General features: G+C 38.9%; 17 protein-coding genes. 10 read left to right on the top strand and 7 right to left on the bottom strand.

Going from position 1 to position 16,906, the window contains the following annotated elements; genetic code table 11:
* Positions 1-67: 67 nt before the first annotated feature.
* On the bottom strand, positions 68-559 hold the full coding sequence (locus ACFX4G_RS14495) for a YajQ family cyclic di-GMP-binding protein (protein WP_013055376.1): 492 nt from the start codon (positions 557-559) through the stop codon (positions 68-70).
* Between the two features lie 255 nt (positions 560-814).
* Between ACFX4G_RS14495 and ACFX4G_RS14490 the strand changes: the two genes are divergently transcribed.
* Positions 815-1,678, top strand: a complete 864-nt coding sequence (locus tag ACFX4G_RS14490; RefSeq protein ID WP_013055377.1) for a CvfB family protein — start codon at positions 815-817, stop codon at positions 1,676-1,678.
* Between the two features lie 34 nt (positions 1,679-1,712).
* Here ACFX4G_RS14490 and ACFX4G_RS14485 read toward each other — a convergent pair whose 3' ends face one another.
* Positions 1,713-1,844: a DUF3941 domain-containing protein gene (locus ACFX4G_RS14485; RefSeq protein WP_013055378.1), complete on the bottom strand. Its 132-nt coding sequence runs from the start codon at positions 1,842-1,844 to the stop codon at positions 1,713-1,715.
* 52 nt (positions 1,845-1,896) lie between these two features.
* Positions 1,897-2,757 carry a DegV family protein gene (locus ACFX4G_RS14480; protein WP_043980523.1) on the bottom strand — a complete coding sequence of 287 codons (861 nt, stop codon included), beginning with the start codon at positions 2,755-2,757 and terminating at the stop codon, positions 1,897-1,899.
* A 273-nt stretch (positions 2,758-3,030) separates the two neighbouring features.
* Here ACFX4G_RS14480 and ACFX4G_RS14475 point away from each other — a divergent pair, with 273 nt between their 5' ends.
* A complete protein-coding gene (locus ACFX4G_RS14475) occupies positions 3,031-3,870 on the top strand; it encodes a YitT family protein (RefSeq protein ID WP_025749916.1) in 840 nt (279 codons plus the stop codon).
* Positions 3,871-3,906: 36 nt separating this feature from the next.
* Here ACFX4G_RS14475 and ACFX4G_RS14470 read toward each other — a convergent pair whose 3' ends face one another.
* From ACFX4G_RS14470 to ACFX4G_RS14460, 3 genes are all read right to left on the bottom strand, one after another.
* Positions 3,907-4,668, bottom strand: coding sequence for a DUF3813 family protein (locus ACFX4G_RS14470; RefSeq protein ID WP_165575570.1), 762 nt, complete (start codon positions 4,666-4,668; stop codon positions 3,907-3,909).
* A gap of 3 nt (positions 4,669-4,671) precedes the next feature.
* Positions 4,672-4,821: a hypothetical protein gene (locus tag ACFX4G_RS14465; RefSeq protein ID WP_013081728.1), complete on the bottom strand. Its 150-nt coding sequence runs from the start codon at positions 4,819-4,821 to the stop codon at positions 4,672-4,674.
* 121 nt (positions 4,822-4,942) lie between these two features.
* A complete protein-coding gene (locus ACFX4G_RS14460; protein WP_050691042.1) occupies positions 4,943-5,755 on the bottom strand; it encodes a Cof-type HAD-IIB family hydrolase in 813 nt (270 codons plus the stop codon).
* Positions 5,756-5,990: 235 nt separating this feature from the next.
* On the opposite strand from ACFX4G_RS14460, the gene ACFX4G_RS14455 reads away from it, so the two are divergent.
* Positions 5,991-6,299, top strand: a complete 309-nt coding sequence (locus ACFX4G_RS14455; protein ID WP_013055384.1) for a metal-sulfur cluster assembly factor — start codon at positions 5,991-5,993, stop codon at positions 6,297-6,299.
* A 30-nt stretch (positions 6,300-6,329) separates the two neighbouring features.
* Here ACFX4G_RS14455 and ACFX4G_RS14450 read toward each other — a convergent pair whose 3' ends face one another.
* Positions 6,330-7,028: a Crp/Fnr family transcriptional regulator gene (locus ACFX4G_RS14450; protein ID WP_097824334.1), complete on the bottom strand. Its 699-nt coding sequence runs from the start codon at positions 7,026-7,028 to the stop codon at positions 6,330-6,332.
* A gap of 351 nt (positions 7,029-7,379) precedes the next feature.
* On the opposite strand from ACFX4G_RS14450, the gene argC reads away from it, so the two are divergent.
* The 7 genes from argC (at position 7,380) to argF (ending at position 16,855) form a co-directional block, all read left to right on the top strand.
* Positions 7,380-8,423, top strand: a complete 1,044-nt coding sequence (gene argC / locus ACFX4G_RS14445) for an N-acetyl-gamma-glutamyl-phosphate reductase (RefSeq protein WP_097824333.1) — start codon at positions 7,380-7,382, stop codon at positions 8,421-8,423.
* A 45-nt stretch (positions 8,424-8,468) separates the two neighbouring features.
* The gene (gene argJ / locus ACFX4G_RS14440) at positions 8,469-9,704 is read left to right on the top strand and encodes a bifunctional ornithine acetyltransferase/N-acetylglutamate synthase (protein WP_377575392.1); all 1,236 of its coding nucleotides are present in this window, start codon (positions 8,469-8,471) and stop codon (positions 9,702-9,704) included.
* A gap of 12 nt (positions 9,705-9,716) precedes the next feature.
* On the top strand, positions 9,717-10,541 hold the full coding sequence (gene argB / locus ACFX4G_RS14435) for an acetylglutamate kinase (RefSeq protein WP_097824331.1): 825 nt from the start codon (positions 9,717-9,719) through the stop codon (positions 10,539-10,541).
* Positions 10,507-11,661: an acetylornithine transaminase gene (locus ACFX4G_RS14430; protein WP_097824330.1), complete on the top strand. Its 1,155-nt coding sequence runs from the start codon at positions 10,507-10,509 to the stop codon at positions 11,659-11,661. Before argB ends, ACFX4G_RS14430 begins: the two co-directional genes overlap by 35 nt.
* Before the next feature lie 70 nt (positions 11,662-11,731).
* Positions 11,732-12,805: a carbamoyl phosphate synthase small subunit gene (locus tag ACFX4G_RS14425; RefSeq protein WP_377575388.1), complete on the top strand. Its 1,074-nt coding sequence runs from the start codon at positions 11,732-11,734 to the stop codon at positions 12,803-12,805.
* A complete protein-coding gene (locus tag ACFX4G_RS14420; RefSeq protein ID WP_237074505.1) occupies positions 12,798-15,908 on the top strand; it encodes a carbamoyl-phosphate synthase (glutamine-hydrolyzing) large subunit in 3,111 nt (1,036 codons plus the stop codon). The genes ACFX4G_RS14425 and ACFX4G_RS14420 overlap by 8 nt, the downstream gene beginning before the upstream one ends.
* Positions 15,905-16,855 carry an ornithine carbamoyltransferase gene (gene argF, locus ACFX4G_RS14415; protein ID WP_013081737.1) on the top strand — a complete coding sequence of 317 codons (951 nt, stop codon included), beginning with the start codon at positions 15,905-15,907 and terminating at the stop codon, positions 16,853-16,855. The genes ACFX4G_RS14420 and argF overlap by 4 nt, the downstream gene beginning before the upstream one ends.
* Positions 16,856-16,906: the final 51 nt, after the last annotated feature.

Genomic DNA, 16,906 nt, shown 5'->3' with positions numbered 1-16,906 from the left:
AGGAATAAGCCTGAACGAATAAAAAAAGGCTTTAAAAGAAAAAATGAATGCCGGAGCATCCATTTTTTTAGCGGTAATTAATAAATTGTACGTCAATAGGTAAATCAGCGCTGCGAATAGCTGAAATAATTTGCTGCAGGTCATCACGATTTTTACCGCTTACGCGAAGCTGATCATCTTGAATCTGGCTTTTTACTTTTAAACCGGTATTTTTAATAATTGTATTTAGCTTTTTAGCGTTGTCTTTGTCGATACCTTGAATTAGCTTGGCGCGTTGTCTAACCGTTCCTCCAGAGGCGTTCTCAATTTTTCCATATGAGATATTGCGTGTAGGTACGCCGCGTTTAATAAGCTTGGAGATCAGTACGTCTTTTAACTGTTCAAGCTTAAATTCATCATCAGAAATAAGAACAAGCTCTTCGTTTTCAAGCGAGATTTCGCTTTTACTGCCTTTAAAATCGTAGCGGGTTTTAATTTCTTTTGTTGCCATGGTAATGCCGTTTGTTACTTCTGATAAATCGACTTGTGACACAATGTCAAATGAACTATCTTTAGCCATAATAACCTCCATATGTAAAGAGTTTGTTCTTTTATTATAAATAAAACACAAACTGTATACAACTGATATTGAATAGAGAGCCGGTAATTGATACAATACAAGTTATGCTTTTTGTTGTAAGCTATAGAAGCAGCTTTTTTAAACAATGCATGCATTTAAGTTGATTTGAAAGTTAAAATGCTGTTCGATGCAAAGTGAGAAGGTATGTGGTGACGGAATAATCACTACTAATTTATATAAAGGATGGATAGAACGATGAATGTAGAAGCTGGGATGAAAGCGTATTTAACAGTAAACCGGGAAACGCCGATTGGTTATATGTTAGCAGAAGGTGAAGAAGAAATTTTGCTACATAAAAATGAAACAACAAGAGAACTTGCTGAAGGAGAAGAAGTAGAAGTTTTTCTATATCTTGATCAGCATGACCGTTTAACGGCAACGATGCACTTACCTCTTGTTGAAGAAGGTGTTTATGAGTGGGTCGAGGTCGTAGATGTTAATCCAGGTTTGGGCGTGTTTGTAAATATCGGCATGAACAAAGATATGTTAATTGGTTCAACAGACTTACCTGCCCTAGAAGATCTGTGGCCAGAAGTCGGAAACAAGGTTTACTGTACAATGAAGATTTCAAAGCGCGGTAAGATGTACGGAAAAATTGCTACAGACGATGTGATGAAAGCAATGGCATTAGATGCTCCGCCCGAACTTTTTAATCGTGAAGTGAGCGGATACATCTATCGCGTACTGCGTGTAGGTTCATTTATTATGACAGATGAAGGATATGTTGGATTTATTCATGAAAGCGAGAGACGCAAAGAACCAAAGCTTGGTACGTATGTAACAGGCCGCGTAATTAATGTAAAAGAAGACGGAACGCTAAACGTATCGCTTCTTCCGCGCAAGCAAGAAAGCATGGATGAAGATGCACAAGTACTATACGATTACATGGAAAGCCGCGGTGGCGTTATGCCATTTTGGGATAAAAGCTATCCGGAAGATATTCGCGAGCGCTTTAATATGAGTAAAGCTGCGTTCAAACGTGCGCTTGGTAAACTGATGAAAGAAGGAAAAGTTTATCAAGAAGAAGGATGGACATATTTTAAAAAAGAAGAAAACTAAAAGGAGAAGCCGCTGAAAATTCAGCGGCTTCTTTTTATAAGTGATCAGTTTTTTTAGAAAATGAATGTTTTCCAAGCTCACGGTTATGCTTAGCTTGCAGATTCTTTTCGTGAAGCTTTGCGTTATTATCTTTTGCTTTTTTATCGTTATCGCTCGTTTTTGGCATTGTGATACACCCCTTTTTGGTCGTATCTTTAGAATGCCCTGACCTCTTTAAATTATTCGATGGTTTCATTCAAAAAGAAGACTGCAATCGTCCCTGGGCCAGAGTGAGAACCTATGGCTGCACCAATAATATTAATAATAAAATGTTTGGTTCCAAAACGTTCTTGAATCATCTCTTTCAGCTGAAGAGCTGTTTCTAAATCATCTCCATGGCTAATTCCAATGGTTTGAGAAGAGAGGTTTTTTCCTCGCTCTTCCATTACATCAAGCATGCGCTTAAATACTTTTTTACGGCCGCGGATTTTTTCGATTGGAATCAATTTTCCATCTTCCACATGAAGCAGCGGCTTAATATTAAGCAGACCTCCTACAAAAGCAGAAGCTTTGCTCACGCGTCCTCCTTGAGCAAGAAAATCTAAGTCATTGACCGTAAAAATATGTTCCATATGCAGCGCGTATTGCTTTATTTTTTCTGTCATCTCTACTAGTGAGAGGTTTTGTTGTAGTAATTGTGCTGCATAATAAGTAACTACTCCCTGGCCAAGAGATGCACATTTCGTATCGATTATCTCTAATTGAAAATCGGGATACTTTTCTAGGAGTTCTTCTCGAATCATCATTGCTGTTTGATATGTACCGGATAATTCTGAAGAAAAAGCTAAATAAACGCACGAATCACCTGATTTAGCTATGTCTTCAAAGACTTCATACATAGTAGTTGGAGCCGCTTGAGATGTTTTTGGCATCTTGCCTTTACGGATGGCTTCGTAGACAGAAGCTGGCTCAATCGTTTGTAGATCTAAAAATTCTTGATTATCCAGGCTTACGCGAAGTGGTAAAAAGCCAACGTTATTTTCTTGAAAAAAGGATAAAGGCAAATCGCTTGCACTATCGGTTAAAAGTTTAATTGACATAAATGTCACCTTCCTAATTGCATTTATAAAATATTAAATGAATTTGATGTATAAACATTGAGAAGCGTTATATACGACATAGTATTAGTGTATAAGCACTTTGAGGAAAATACAATTTTTGAATAAGTTTTTTTAATTCTGCCAAATCGTACATACTATATGTACTAACTATTTTAAAGATGCTGACTTTATTCATTTTATAAATGGGTATAGGTTATAAATGGGTATAGGAGAGTAAGAAGTTTTAAAAAAGCGGAGGTCGGTCATTTGAATATGTGGCTTGAAACAAAAAAAGCGATAGTCGTCTTGGTAGGAGCATTATTGAATGCGCTTGCGCTCAACTTGTTTTTGATACCTGCTAATGTATATTCGAGCGGCTTTACAGGAGTAGCGCAGCTTGTTTCGAGTATCGTGACAGATTACACCCCTTTTACTATTTCCACTGGAGTGCTGCTGTTGTTGTTAAATATTCCTGTAACTATTTTAGGGTGGAAAAAAGTTGGGAAGTCATTTACTGTTTACAGCTTTATCAGCGTTGCTGCAACAACTTTGTTTCTTGGAATTATTCCTATTCAAGCACTTTCTAAAGACATCATCCTTAACGCAGTTTTTGGAGGCGTTATTTTAGCGGTAGGGGTAGGAATTACGTTGAAATTTGGAGCTTCAACTGGTGGGCTCGATATTATTGCCCTGATTTTATCTCGAGTAAAGGACCGACCAATTGGCACTTATATGTTCATATTAAACGCAATTATTATCGTGCTAGCAGGTCTTTTATATGGTGCTGAGAAGTCACTCTATACGCTTGTGACGCTTTATACAACTACTCGCGTCATTGATGTTATTCATACGCGTCATGTCAAACTCACAGCAATGATCGTAACGAAAAAAGGAGTGGAGCTAAGAAAGGCGATTCACGCCAAACTTGTGCGAGGGATTACGGCGGTACCGGCTAAAGGCGGCTTTACAAACGAAGATAAAGAAATGCTGATGATTGTTTTGACTAGATACGAATTATTTGACTTGGAGCGAGTGATTAAAGAGGTAGATCCTAAAGCATTTACCAATATCGTTCAGACAACGGGAATCTTTGGTTTGTTTCGCAAGGATTAAAAAAGGTCCAGGTATTCATTACCTGGACTCTTTGTATTAATGTGTGCCTTTTAAGTCATTAGAAAGCTCTTGAAGCTGAGCTTGTTCTTCAGGAGAAGCATTTTGCTGCGCATGAGACAGCATATCAGCTGCAATGTTTTCATCAGAAGCTGCAGACGTATGAGCCTGAGACGTTTGATGATTTTGACCAGCAGCTCCCAATGTATTCTGAAGCTGCTGAAGCTGAGCTTGTTCTTCAGGAGAAGCGCTTTGCTGTGCATGAGACAGCATATCAGCTGCTACGTTTTCACTAGACGTGTGAGCTTCACCATGAGCGTGAGACTGCCCGCCCTCTAAAGTGCTTTGAAGCTGTTCAAGCTGGCTCTTTTCTTCAGGAGAAGCATTTTGCTGTGCATGAGATAATATATCAGCTGCCACACTTTCACTGGACGTGTGAGCTTTACCGTGAGCGTGAGACTGCCCGCCTTCTAAAGTGTTTTGAAGCTGTTCAAGCTGTGCCTTCTCTTCGGAAGAAGCATTCTGAACGATATGAGACAGCGTATCAGACGTAATGTCTGCGCTTTTCTCTTGTGAATGTGATTCTCCATCTGTATCATACGCTTGATGCAATGAGTTTTGGAATTGCTTCAGCTGCTCTTGCTCCTCAGGAGAAGCGTTAGAAGCAATACTATTTAATACGCCTTCTGAAATATCAAGCTCACCATTGCTGTGCTTTTGACGGTGAAGCTGATCTTCTGAATGGCCGGATACTGCATTTCGAATCGCATCTTTTACTTGACCAAAAAGTGAATTTTTCATAAGTTACTGTCCTCCATGAGGAGTTTGGCGCTGCTGAGCTTGAAATGCTTCTGCCTCTGCCATAGTCATATGATAAGGAATTCGTTCATCATGTTTTTGAACTGCGTCTGCACCTTGTTTCACAAAACGTTTTGATCGATTGCCTCTGCCCATCATAAATTCCTCCTCGTAATATAAATAAAACCGACACCTTAAGAAGTGTCGGTTATAGTGTGTGCTAAATAAAAAAAATGATAGCGATAAAAATTTACCTTGCTTTTCAAAAAAAGCTAAGTTATAAATTTAACGTTTTTTCCAAATAATAAGCAATACCATCATTTTCATTCGATTTTGTTACTTCACGCGCTAGCTGTTTTAATTCGTTAATGCCATTTTCCATAGCGATACCGTGTCCTGCAAATTTAATCATTTCAAAATCATTGTCTTCATCTCCAAACGCAATAATTCGTTCGCGTGGAATTTGATAATGATTAGCTACGCGCTCAAGACCTACAGCTTTATTAAGTCCTTTTTTTACAATTTCAACGACATGCCAAGGTGCTCCCCAGCGTCTATGTTCTAGTACTTCTGCATGAACATCTGAAAGGTGAGAGCGTATATCTTGTACATGTTCTTCATCTGCGTGAATTAAAATAGACGTTGGATCGTGCTGCAGCGTATGACGCAAATCACCCGTTTGTAATTTAGGATCCCCTAGGCTAAGTACATCCATTAATTTTCGATCTTCAAAATGAAGATACACATCATCTTGTACTTCTGCCATGATATTGTTGATGCGATAGTCTTGCATAGCTGTCACAATGTCATGGACAGTGCGGCGGTTTAAAGGTTCGTGATGCGTGCCGAAATCAGGCTGAAGGGGGTGATGGACAAGCGCTCCGTTAAAGTTTACGATAGGCGTGGATAAATCTAATTCGCTGTAATACATAGCACTGGAACGATAAGGTCTACCAGTTGCAATCATTACAATATGTCCTTCTTGTTTTGCTTTTTCTAATACCCGTTTCGTTGTAGGTGAAATGGTTTTTTCATTCGTTAACAATGTTCCATCCAGATCTAAGGCGATTAAGTGTTGATCGTTTCTCATATAGGGCTCCTTTTAAATTGAAGTAGTTATACGATTATATTGAATTCTACTAATACTCATGCTTGTATTCCCATATTTTACACAACTTTTCCTTAGGAGCAAAGCAGAACGATTGACATGCAAAAGCTGTCTTGTTACGGTGTAAGACATAGTTATTGATTGCTTACGATAAATTGTTTAAGGGTATATTTAATACGTGAAGATAATTACGGAAGTAAAAGAAAGGAGAATGAATATGGATAAACAGTTAGAAGATAAAATCATGGAATCACTAGAGGAAGTAATTGATCCAGAGCTTGGCGTTGATATCGTAAATTTAGGCTTAGTGTACGGTGTAGAAATGGAAGAAAACAACACTGTTATCGTGACGATGACGTTAACTTCTATCGGCTGCCCGCTGGCTGGTGTGATTGGCGAACAAGTGAAAAAACAATTAATTTCGCTTGAAGAAGTAGAAAATGTAGAAGTGAATATCACATTTAATCCGCCATGGGATAAAGATCGCATGACGCGCTACGCTAAAATTGCATTAGGTGTTCAATAAGAAAAAAGCCATCAACGATGGCTTTTTTTCTTATTCAATTCTGCACAATTCCACAGGGCAGTCCTCACAGTCTATTTCTTTCTTTAAAAAAGAAAGCTTATGAATGATGATTTTTCCATCTGCCATTGAAATCACTTCGTTTTTTCGCAACTCAGCGAGCATGCGATTGACTACTTCTCGAGATGTCCCGCATAGATTGGCGATTTCTTGATTGGTTAACGTTACGTTTAATAAAATACCATTTGGCTTCATTACTCCAAAGCTATTAGACATGCGTATCAGAGTAGAATAAAGAGCACCTTTTTTTCCATTTAGAATTAAGTCTCTAAATTTTGTCTGCATTCGCTTAATTTGTAGTCCCATCCACTTCATGTACTCCATAGAAAGAGCAGGGTATTGTGCTAGTTCGTTTTCTAACACCCGTTTTTGAATACTGATTGCCGTACAAGGTTCAATAGCTTTTGCTTGAAGCATATGGGGAGTAGATCCGCAAAACAGCATGACTTCCCCGATTAAGTCTCCGGAACTCGCCAGCTGAAGCGTCAGCTCGCGTCCTTCCGGCGTCACTTTACCTACTTGCACGGCCCCTGACGTAATAAAAAATAAATGAGTTGAAGGTGAACCTTCTTGAAAGAGAAAGTCACCTTTTTTAAACGAAAGTTTATGATCAAAGTTCATAAAAAATTGCTGCAGCTCATTTGAAAAAGAATCCGTTGTGATGTTCATCATGTTATCACCTTTTAATTAAAATTTTTGCGACTGCTACTTATTAATCTATTAAGTTAGAACAGTCTGTATATGCTGTACGTCCACTGGCCGTATAAAAAATATCATACGGATGATTTTTATCGATATTCTTATTATACACAAAAACAACCAGTGTTTTCCAAAAACATCTGTGAACAATTTCTAAACAAAAATAGAAAGTTAGTTATAAAAATAAAAACTTATGAATAAATAAAAATGTTTAAAAATATAGAATAAAGTATTGGATTTTTTAAATATTCATTTGATTTTATTTTTATACGGTATTATAATGATAAATAATTCAAATAGATACGTGGAAAAAGGAGTTTTAAAATGAAAGAATACAAGGTAGGAATTGTTGGAGCAACAGGGTATGGAGGAGTAGAACTGATTCGTTTGTTAGCGAATCACCCACATTTTCATGTTTATGCAGTTTATTCATCCTCTCAGGATGGGATGGAACTAGCAGAAGTTTATCCTCACCTTTCTAATACTGTATATACGCTGCAAGATATAAACCCTAAGAAGATGGCTGAAGAATTAGATTTAGTGTTTACAGCAACTCCGTCCGGTGTTTCTAGCAAACTTGTACCTCAATTAATAGAAGAAGGAATAAAAGTGGTAGATCTATCTGGAGATTTTAGATTAAAAACAGAAGCGCTTTATGAAAAATGGTACAAAAAGCCTGCTGCAGCTGAAGCATTTTTACAGCAGTCTGTGTATGGATTATCAGAATGGTTTGCAAACGAAGTCGAACGCAGTACGTTCGTTGCGAACCCGGGTTGTTATCCAACAGCTACACTGCTTGGGCTAGCTCCCCTCGTTAGTAAACAAATGGTAAAATCAAACTCTATTATCATTGATGCAAAGTCCGGGATCTCAGGAGCAGGACGCGGTCTTTCGCAAATGGCTCATTATGCTGAAATCAATGAAAATATGAAAATATACAAAGTTAATCAACATCAGCATATCCCAGAAATCGAATCTATTTTAGAAAAGTGGGATGAAGAAATTGGCCACGTTACGTTCAATACGCACTTAGTTCCAATGACGCGAGGGATTATGAGTACAATATACGCTGAACTTTCTAAAGAAAGCTCAGTACAAGAGCTTCATCAGCTATATGTAGATACATATCAAAACTCCCCGTTCGTTCGCGTTCGAAAAGCTGGTGAATTTCCGTCTACTAAAGAAGTAAGTGCATCAAATTATTGCGATATCGGTGTTACATTTGACGAACGAACAAAGCGTGTCACGATTGTTTCTGTCATTGATAACTTAGTTAAAGGGGCAGCCGGTCAGGCCATTCAAAATGCCAATATCATGATGGGGTTTGAACAGCAAGCGGGTATCGGGCTACTGCCTGTCTTCCCATAAAGACACAGCATCACTAATCACGATAAAAGCAGGAGGGAACGTATAGTGATTACGGTTAAACAAACGAAAGAAAAGATAAAGAAAATAGAGAACGGTACAATTGTAACGCCGCTAGGGTTTTCAGCAGATGGCGTTCACGCTGGTTTACGTTATGCTAAAAAAGATTTAGGAGTTATTGTAAGCGACGTGCCAGCTAATTGCGCAGCTGTTTACACGCTTAATGCCTTTCAAGCAGCGCCTTTAGCTGTTACAAAAGAAAGTGTAGCGGTGGATCAGAAGCTGCAAGCGATCGTTGTGAACAGCGCATGTGCAAATGCATGTACTGGAGAACAAGGATTAAAAGATGCATACCAAATGCGAAATACATGTGCAGAAAAGCTTAATATCCTACCTCATCATGTAGCGGTAGCTTCTACAGGCGTAATTGGAGAGCTTCTAGATATGAAAAAAATTGTTAAAGGTATTGGGTTATTAAGTCCTTCATCGAACAAAGAAAAAGCAGAAGAATTTCAAACGGCTATTTTAACAACAGATACAGTGATGAAGTCAGCTTGCTATGAAACAAAAATTGACGGCAAAGTAGTTACCATTGGAGGCACAGCGAAAGGATCAGGCATGATTCACCCAAATATGGCTACGATGCTTAGCTTTATCACAACAGATGCTAAGGTTGAAGCTTCAGTGCTACAAGATGCGCTAAGTTCTATTACAAATAAAAGCTTTAATCAAATTACAGTGGATGGTGATACGTCCACCAACGATATGGTTGTTGTTTTAGCAAATGGAAAAGCTGATCATCAGTCGCTTACACCAGATCATCCTGAATGGAATTCGTTTTATGAAGCACTGCGCTTGACGTGTGAAGATTTAGCCAAACAAATTGCACGCGACGGTGAAGGAGCAACAAAACTAATTGAAGTAAACGTATCTGGTGCTCATACAAACGAAGAAGCAAATGTGATTGCTAAACAAATTGTGGGCTCGAACCTAGTGAAAACGGCCATGTATGGAGCCGATGCTAATTGGGGACGAATTATTTGTTCAGTTGGATACAGCGGAGTAGCGCTTAATCCAGAAACAGTGAATGTTTCGTTAGGCAATATCCAGATGTTAGAAAACAGTCAGCCTGTTTCATTTAGTGAAGAAGAAGCAAAGGCTTATTTAGAAAATGATACGGTCGAAGTCTATGTGGACTTACAGCAGGGAAGTGGGATCGGCAAAGCGTGGGGCTGCGATTTGACTTACGATTATGTCAAAATCAATGCCAGTTATCGAACGTAAGGAGAGAGTGAAATGAGCAATGAAAAAATCGTCGTTGTAAAATGCGGAGGCAGCATTGTCAACCAGTTAACAAGCGCTTTTTTTGAAAGCATTCAGCAGCTAAAAGCAAATGGATATCAGATCATTGTTGTGCACGGAGGCGGACCTGATATTCAAGATACGCTTACCAAACTTCACATTGAAACGGAATTTGTAGATGGGCTTCGAAAAACGTCCAAAGAAGCATTAGAAGTTGTGACGATGGTATTAGCAGGCAAGGTTAATAAGCAGCTTGTAAAAGATCTACAAAAAGCGAACTTAAAAGCGGTAGGACTATCAGGAATTGATGGATTATTGCTTAAAGCAGAGGCAATTGATGTGGAACGTCTAGGTTACGTTGGAGAAGTAAAAGGCGTAAACGATACATTATTAAAACAACTAACTGACAGTCAGTATATTCCAGTTGTTTCTTCCATTGGAGCAGATGAAGAAGGTAATAGCTATAATATTAATGCTGACGTGGCAGCCGGAGCCGTTGCACAAGCAGTAAATGCTGAAAAGCTGATGTTTGTAACGGATGTAAAAGGTGTGTTAAAGGATGGAGCATTGCTTCCTGAGCTTACAAAGTCAGAGATTGATGCACTTATTGAAGAAAAAGTAATTTACGGCGGAATGATTCCGAAAGTAACATCAGCGGTAAATGCGTTATCTCCTTTGCTTGAAGAAGTTCATATTATTAGCGGAACTGATGGATTTTTAGATAAGGAAGGGAAGCTGATTGGTACAGCAATTAAATATAGTGGAAAAGGTGGGGAAGATAGCGATGAGTTCATTGTTTCCAACATATCAACGGTTTGATATCCATGTGGAAGAGGCGCAAGGAACAAAATTAATAGATAACATAGGAAATGAGTATTTAGATTTTATTTCAGGTATCGCTGTTTGTAACGTAGGTCATCGTCATCCTGATGTTCAAAAAGCGGTCGAAGAGCAGTTAAATAAAGTGTGGCACGTGTCAAATTTATTTCATCAATCGATTCAAGAAGACGTAGCAGGTAAGCTTGTGGAACACTCAAACGGTGATGCAGTATTTTTCTGTAACAGCGGTGCAGAAGCCAACGAAGCGGCGATTAAATTAGCGCGTAAGTATACACAAAAACACAAAATTATTACGTTTACAAAATCATTTCATGGACGTACATTTGCTACAATGACAGCTACAGGGCAGGCAAAAATTCATGATGGCTTCGGTCCTCTTGTTAATGAGTTTGTTTACGTGCCATACAATGATGAAGAAGCATTAAAACAAGAAATGGACGACAGCGTAGCAGCCATTATGGTTGAAGTCATTCAAGGAGAAGGCGGAGTGGTTCCAGGAACCGAAGCATTTTTATTAACCATTCAAGAGCTGTGTAAAAAGCACGAAGCACTGTTTATAGTCGATGAAGTGCAAACTGGAATCGGCAGAACAGGAAAACCATTTGCTTATCAGCATTTTAACGTTTCACCAGATATTATTACAGCAGCTAAAGGATTAGGAAGCGGAATGCCAGTTGGTGCGATGATTGGAAAAGAATATCTCAAAGAAGCATTTGGACCTGGTACTCACGGAACAACCTTTGGAGGAAACCCAATTGCACTAGCTTCAGCCAAAGCAACCTTAAACATTATTTTTAATGAAGCATTTTTGGCAGAGGTTACAGAAAAAAGCCTTTATTTTACCAATGCTTTGAAAAATAGCTTAGCAGCTTATTCATTTGTAACCGATGTTCGCGGAAAAGGTTTTATGATTGGAATTGAATGCGGGGAACATCAGTCAGCATTGCTTGCAGCTATGCGTGAAAAAGGATTGCTAGCACTGGGAGCAGGACCGCATGTAGTACGATTGCTGCCGCCTTTAACTGTAACAAAAAAAGAGTTGGACCAAGCTATTCATATCATTGAAGAAGCGTTTAGCCAAACAAAAATTACTTCATAATACAAATTTTTTTGAATATGTTTGTATAAAAATTCTGTTTTATAAATAATTATTCGAAGAGGGATGCACAATGAACGGATATTTACACTTAGCAAACGGCGATTCGTTCGCCGGACACATTGAACATACAGCAACGCACCAGGCAGAAGGAGAAATTGTTTTCTTTACTGGAATGACTGGTTATCAAGAAGTTGTGACTGATCCATCTTACAAAGATCAAATTATCGTCTTTACGTACCCTTTGATTGGGAACTATGGTATCAATGAAAAAGATTATGAAAGCAAAAAGCCTCACGTAGCAGGCGTTGTCGTATACGAATGTTCAGATGAAGGGTTCCATTACGAAGCGATGTACAGCTTTAAACAATATTTAAAGAAATGGAACATTCCGCTTATTACACATGTGGATACGAGAGCGGTCGTAAAACGAATTCGAAAAGAAGGTACGATGCAATCTGCCTTTTCGACATCTGCTGAATCGCCAGCATTTACTGCTGAATGCGATGGATATGTAGTAAAAGAAGTATCAACAAAAGAGCCTGTTACTTACGGAAACGGTGAAAAACACGTTGTATTAATGGACTTTGGGTATAAAAAATCAATTTTACAAGAGCTGTTAAATCGAGAGTGCAAAGTAACAGTTGTTCCTTATTCTACAAGCTCTTCAAAAGTAAAAGAGCTGCAGCCGGATGGCATTGTCTTATCAAACGGACCTGGAGATCCAACTCAAGTGAGCAGTCAGCTGGATGAATTAAAAGAAATTATTTCATCGTATCCAACTTTGGGAATTTGCTTTGGACATCAGTTAATTGGGCTCGCTTTTGGGGCGCAAACCAAAAAGCTGACGTTCGGTCACCGAGGAGCTAATCAGCCTGTAATTGATTTAACGACTAACAAAGTGTGTATGACTTCTCAAAATCACAGCTATGTCGTAGACGAACAGACGATTACGTCTACGCCATTAAACGTTCGATTTAAAAATGTGAATGACGGATCGGTTGAAGGTTTAATGCATAAAGACCTTCCTGTTATGTCGGTTCAATATCATCCAGAAGCACACCCTGGACCAAGTGACAGCACGTATATCTTTGATGAATTTATGACGAAAGTACAGCAAGTAGGGAGCGGAAAAGTATATGCCTAAAGACCAAACGTTAAAAAAGATTTTAGTAATCGGATCAGGACCAATCGTAATCGGGCAAGCAGCAGAATTTGATTATTCAGGAACTCAGGCATGCTTGTCATTAAAAGAAGAAGGTTATGAAGTTATCTTAATCAATAATAATCCAGCTACAATTATGACGGACACTCACGTAGCAGATCGAATCTACTTTGAACCATTAACAGTAGACTGCGTAGAGAAAATTATTGCAAAAGAAAAGCCCGATGGTTTGTTAGCCACATTAGGCGGACAGACGGGTTTAAACTTAGCCCTTGAGCTTCATGAACAAAACATTTTGCCAAAATATGATGTGAAACTTTTAGGAACGCCGATTGAATCAATTAAAAAAGGTGAAAGCCGTGAAGAGTTCCGCGCATTGATGAATGAACTGAATGAACCGGTGCCGGAAAGTGAAGTTGTTACAAAAGTAGAAGAAGCGTTAGCTTTTGCCAAGAAAATTGGTTTTCCTGTTATTGTACGTCCTGCTTATACGTTAGGCGGAACGGGCGGAGGAATTGCTCATTCTATGGAAGAGCTTGAAAAGCTTTCAGCGTCAGGTTTACGTGAAAGTGCTATTACTCAATGCTTAATTGAAAAAAGCATCGCTGGATTTAAAGAGGTTGAGTACGAGGTTATGCGCGACGTAAACAATACGTGCATCACCATTTGTAATATGGAAAACATTGATCCCGTAGGCGTTCATACTGGAGATTCGGTAGTCGTTGCTCCTTCTCAAACGTTAACAGACGTGGAATATCAAATGCTTCGCTCTGCTTCAGTTAAAATTATTTCATCGCTTGGCATTATTGGAGGTTGCAACATCCAGTTTGCGCTTGATCCAAAAAGCAAGCAGTATTATCTAATTGAAGTAAATCCGCGTGTGAGCCGTTCGTCTGCTCTTGCATCAAAAGCAACTGGCTATCCGATTGCCAAAATTGCTGCAAAGCTATCGGTAGGCTACACGCTTCATGAGTTATTAAATCCTGTGACGGGAGACACGTATGCAAGCTTTGAACCTGCTCTTGACTATGTAGTAGTAAAATTTCCAAGATGGCCGTTTGACAAGTTTTTCTACGCTGAAAGAACGCTTGGCACCCAAATGAAAGCAACTGGAGAAGTAATGGCTATTGACCGTAACTTTACACGTAGCTTCCAAAAGGCATTATCTTCTTTAGAAATTGACTTACAAGGATTAGAAGTAGAAGAACTGCAAGAACTTTCAACAGATGAATTAAAAAGCAAGCTGGGCGAACAAAGCGATGAGCGTATTTTTGTTATCCTTGAGCTTTTACGCCGAGGCACAACGCCTGAGTATATCCATGAAGTAACACAAATTGATTATTTCTATTTAACACACTTTGCACAGCTGATTAAAATGGAAGCCTCTTTAAAAGAAGTGCGTTTTGATTCGATTACAGCTGAACACTTTAAACAAGTAAAGGAGCATGGTTTTACAGATGCGTATCTAGCAAACGTATGGAATGTGCCGGAGCTTGACGTAAGAGCGAAACGTAAAGCACTACATATTACGCCAAGCTATAAAATGGTGGATACATGTGCAGCGGAATTTGAATCTTCAACGGCTTATTTCTACTCTAGTTACTACGGGGAAAGTGAGATTGAACCATCAACGAATAAAAAAGTTGCGATTATCGGTTCTGGACCAATTCGTATCGGGCAAGGAGTAGAGTTCGACTACAGCTCTGTACACGGTGTGCTAGCTCTTGAAAAAGAAGGATACGAAACGATTTTAATTAACAATAATCCAGAAACGGTAAGTACGGATTTTGAAGTAGCAGATCGCTTATATTTCGAACCTGTAACAGTAGAAGACGTATTAAATGTTCTTGATGCTGAAAATGTGACGGATGTAATTGTTCAATACGGAGGTCAAACGGCTATTTCGCTTGTTAAAGGTCTAGAAGAAGCTGGCGTTAATTTATTAGGTATTACAAATGATGTCATTGATGCACTTGAAGATCGTGACCTGTTTTATAAGCTCTTAGACGACTGCGATATTCCTCATATTCCAGGTGAAATGGCGAAAGACGCGAAAGAACTTGTACAAAAAGCAAAAGATACGGGATTCCCATTACTCATTCGTCCTTCTTACGTGATTGGCGGAAAAGGAATGCTGACAATTCAAAACGAAACGGAGCTTCAGTCTTGTTTACCGGCTATTAAAGCGTCTCATTTCCCAATGCTTATTGATGCTTACTTCCCTGGAAAAGAAGCAGAAGTTGATGTGGTAGCAGACGGAAAAGATGTGTTGATTCCGACAATCGTTGAACATATTGAAAAAGCCGGCGTTCATTCAGGAGACAGCTATGCGCTTTTACCAGCAAAAACAGTAGAAGCAGCACATAAAGAAAAAATGGTGAGCTACGCTCAAAAAATTGTAAACAAACTTCAATATAAAGGGATTATGAATATCCAATATGTTATTTACAACGATGAAGTCTACATGCTGGAAGTTAATCCGCGTGCCAGCCGTACAGTCCCTGTAGTAAGCAAAGTGTGCAACACGCCGCTTGTTTCGCTATCAACTCAAATATTGCTTGGGAAATCATTGTCGGAAATTAGTGAAAAGCTAGGTTTATTGCCGGATCCAGCTTACACAACTATCAAGTTTCCAGTGTTTTCGACAAGTAAATTATCAGGAGTTGATCCACTTGTTGGACCGGAAATGAAGTCAACTGGTGAAGGAATTGCGATTTCTTCAACGATTGAAGAAGCAGCAAAAAAAGTATTCCATCAGTATGTGTTAAGTAAAAAAGGTGCTGCAGAAGTGTATATCAACGGAGAAGCGCAGGGCCTTGAAGAACTTGTGCAAAGCGCGGGCTTAACTCTTGTTAAAGATAAAGAAGTTAGTGAATGGGTGAAAACGAAAGAAGCTTTATTATATGTAAGTTTACAGCCTGAAGATAAAGAAAGCCGTATGTCAGCATTAAAACACGGTTTAATGGTTATGACGGAGGCAGAAACGGCTTCGCTATTTTTCCAATCGTTCCAAGTCGATGAATATCACGTTTCATCACTGCAAGAATGGTTTCAAAAAACTAAAAAGGAAGTGACAGTATCATGAGTACAGTATCGGTAAATACGAATTTAAAAGGAAAAGATTTGCTTACACTTAAAGATTTATCATCAGACGATATTATGTCACTTTTGGAAAGCGCCATTGAGCTGAAAGAAAAGCATAAAAATGGTGAAATCGTAACATCGTTAAAAGGAAAAACGCTGGGGCTCATTTTTGAAAAATCTTCAACAAGAACAAGAGTCTCATTTGAAGCGGGAATGATGCAGCTTGGAGGAAACGCCCTCTTTTTAAGCAGCCAGGATTTACAGATTGGGCGCGGAGAAACGATTGCTGATACAGCACGCGTACTATCTGAATTCATCGATGCTATAATGATTCGTACGTTTGAACACAGCAAGATCGAAGAGCTTGCAGATTACGCATCCATTCCCGTTATTAATGGTTTGACAGATGATTATCATCCTTGTCAGGCTCTAGCTGATTTATTAACGATTTACGAGCACAAGAAATCATTTGAAGGGCTAAAAGTAGCTTATGTTGGAGACGGAAATAATGTAGCGCATTCGTTAATGATTGCCTGTGCAAAAATGGGAATAGATATTTCAATTGGATGCCCTGATGGATATGAGCCAAAAGACTTTGTCACAGCTTATGTTCATGAAATAGCTGCTACAACAGGTGCGAAGGTTACGATTACAAAAGATCCTGTAGAAGCTGTGAAAAATGCCGATGCTATTTATGCAGACGTATGGACAAGTATGGGACAGGAAGAAGAAGCACAGCAGCGTTTGAAAATATTTGCTCCTTATCAAGTAAATGAAGAACTAGCTGCCTATGCTAAGTCAGACTATTTATTTCTGCACTGTTTGCCTGCGCATCGTGAAGAAGAAGTAACAGCAAGCATTATTGACGGACCAAATTCTGTTGTTTTTCAGCAGGCTGGAAATCGTATGCATGTACAAAAAGCTTTGCTGCAAGCCATTTTAGCTTAAGAGAAAAACCCTTTCTGAGAATATCAGAAGGGGTTTTTTGTTTAAAGGGAA

This window comes from Priestia sp. YIM B13486 (assembly GCF_042787865.1).
Classification (GTDB): Bacteria; Bacillota; Bacilli; order Bacillales; family Bacillaceae_H; genus Priestia; species Priestia megaterium.
Note: the sequence above shows the minus strand (reverse complement) of the source record. Positions and strands in the feature narration are given on the sequence as shown.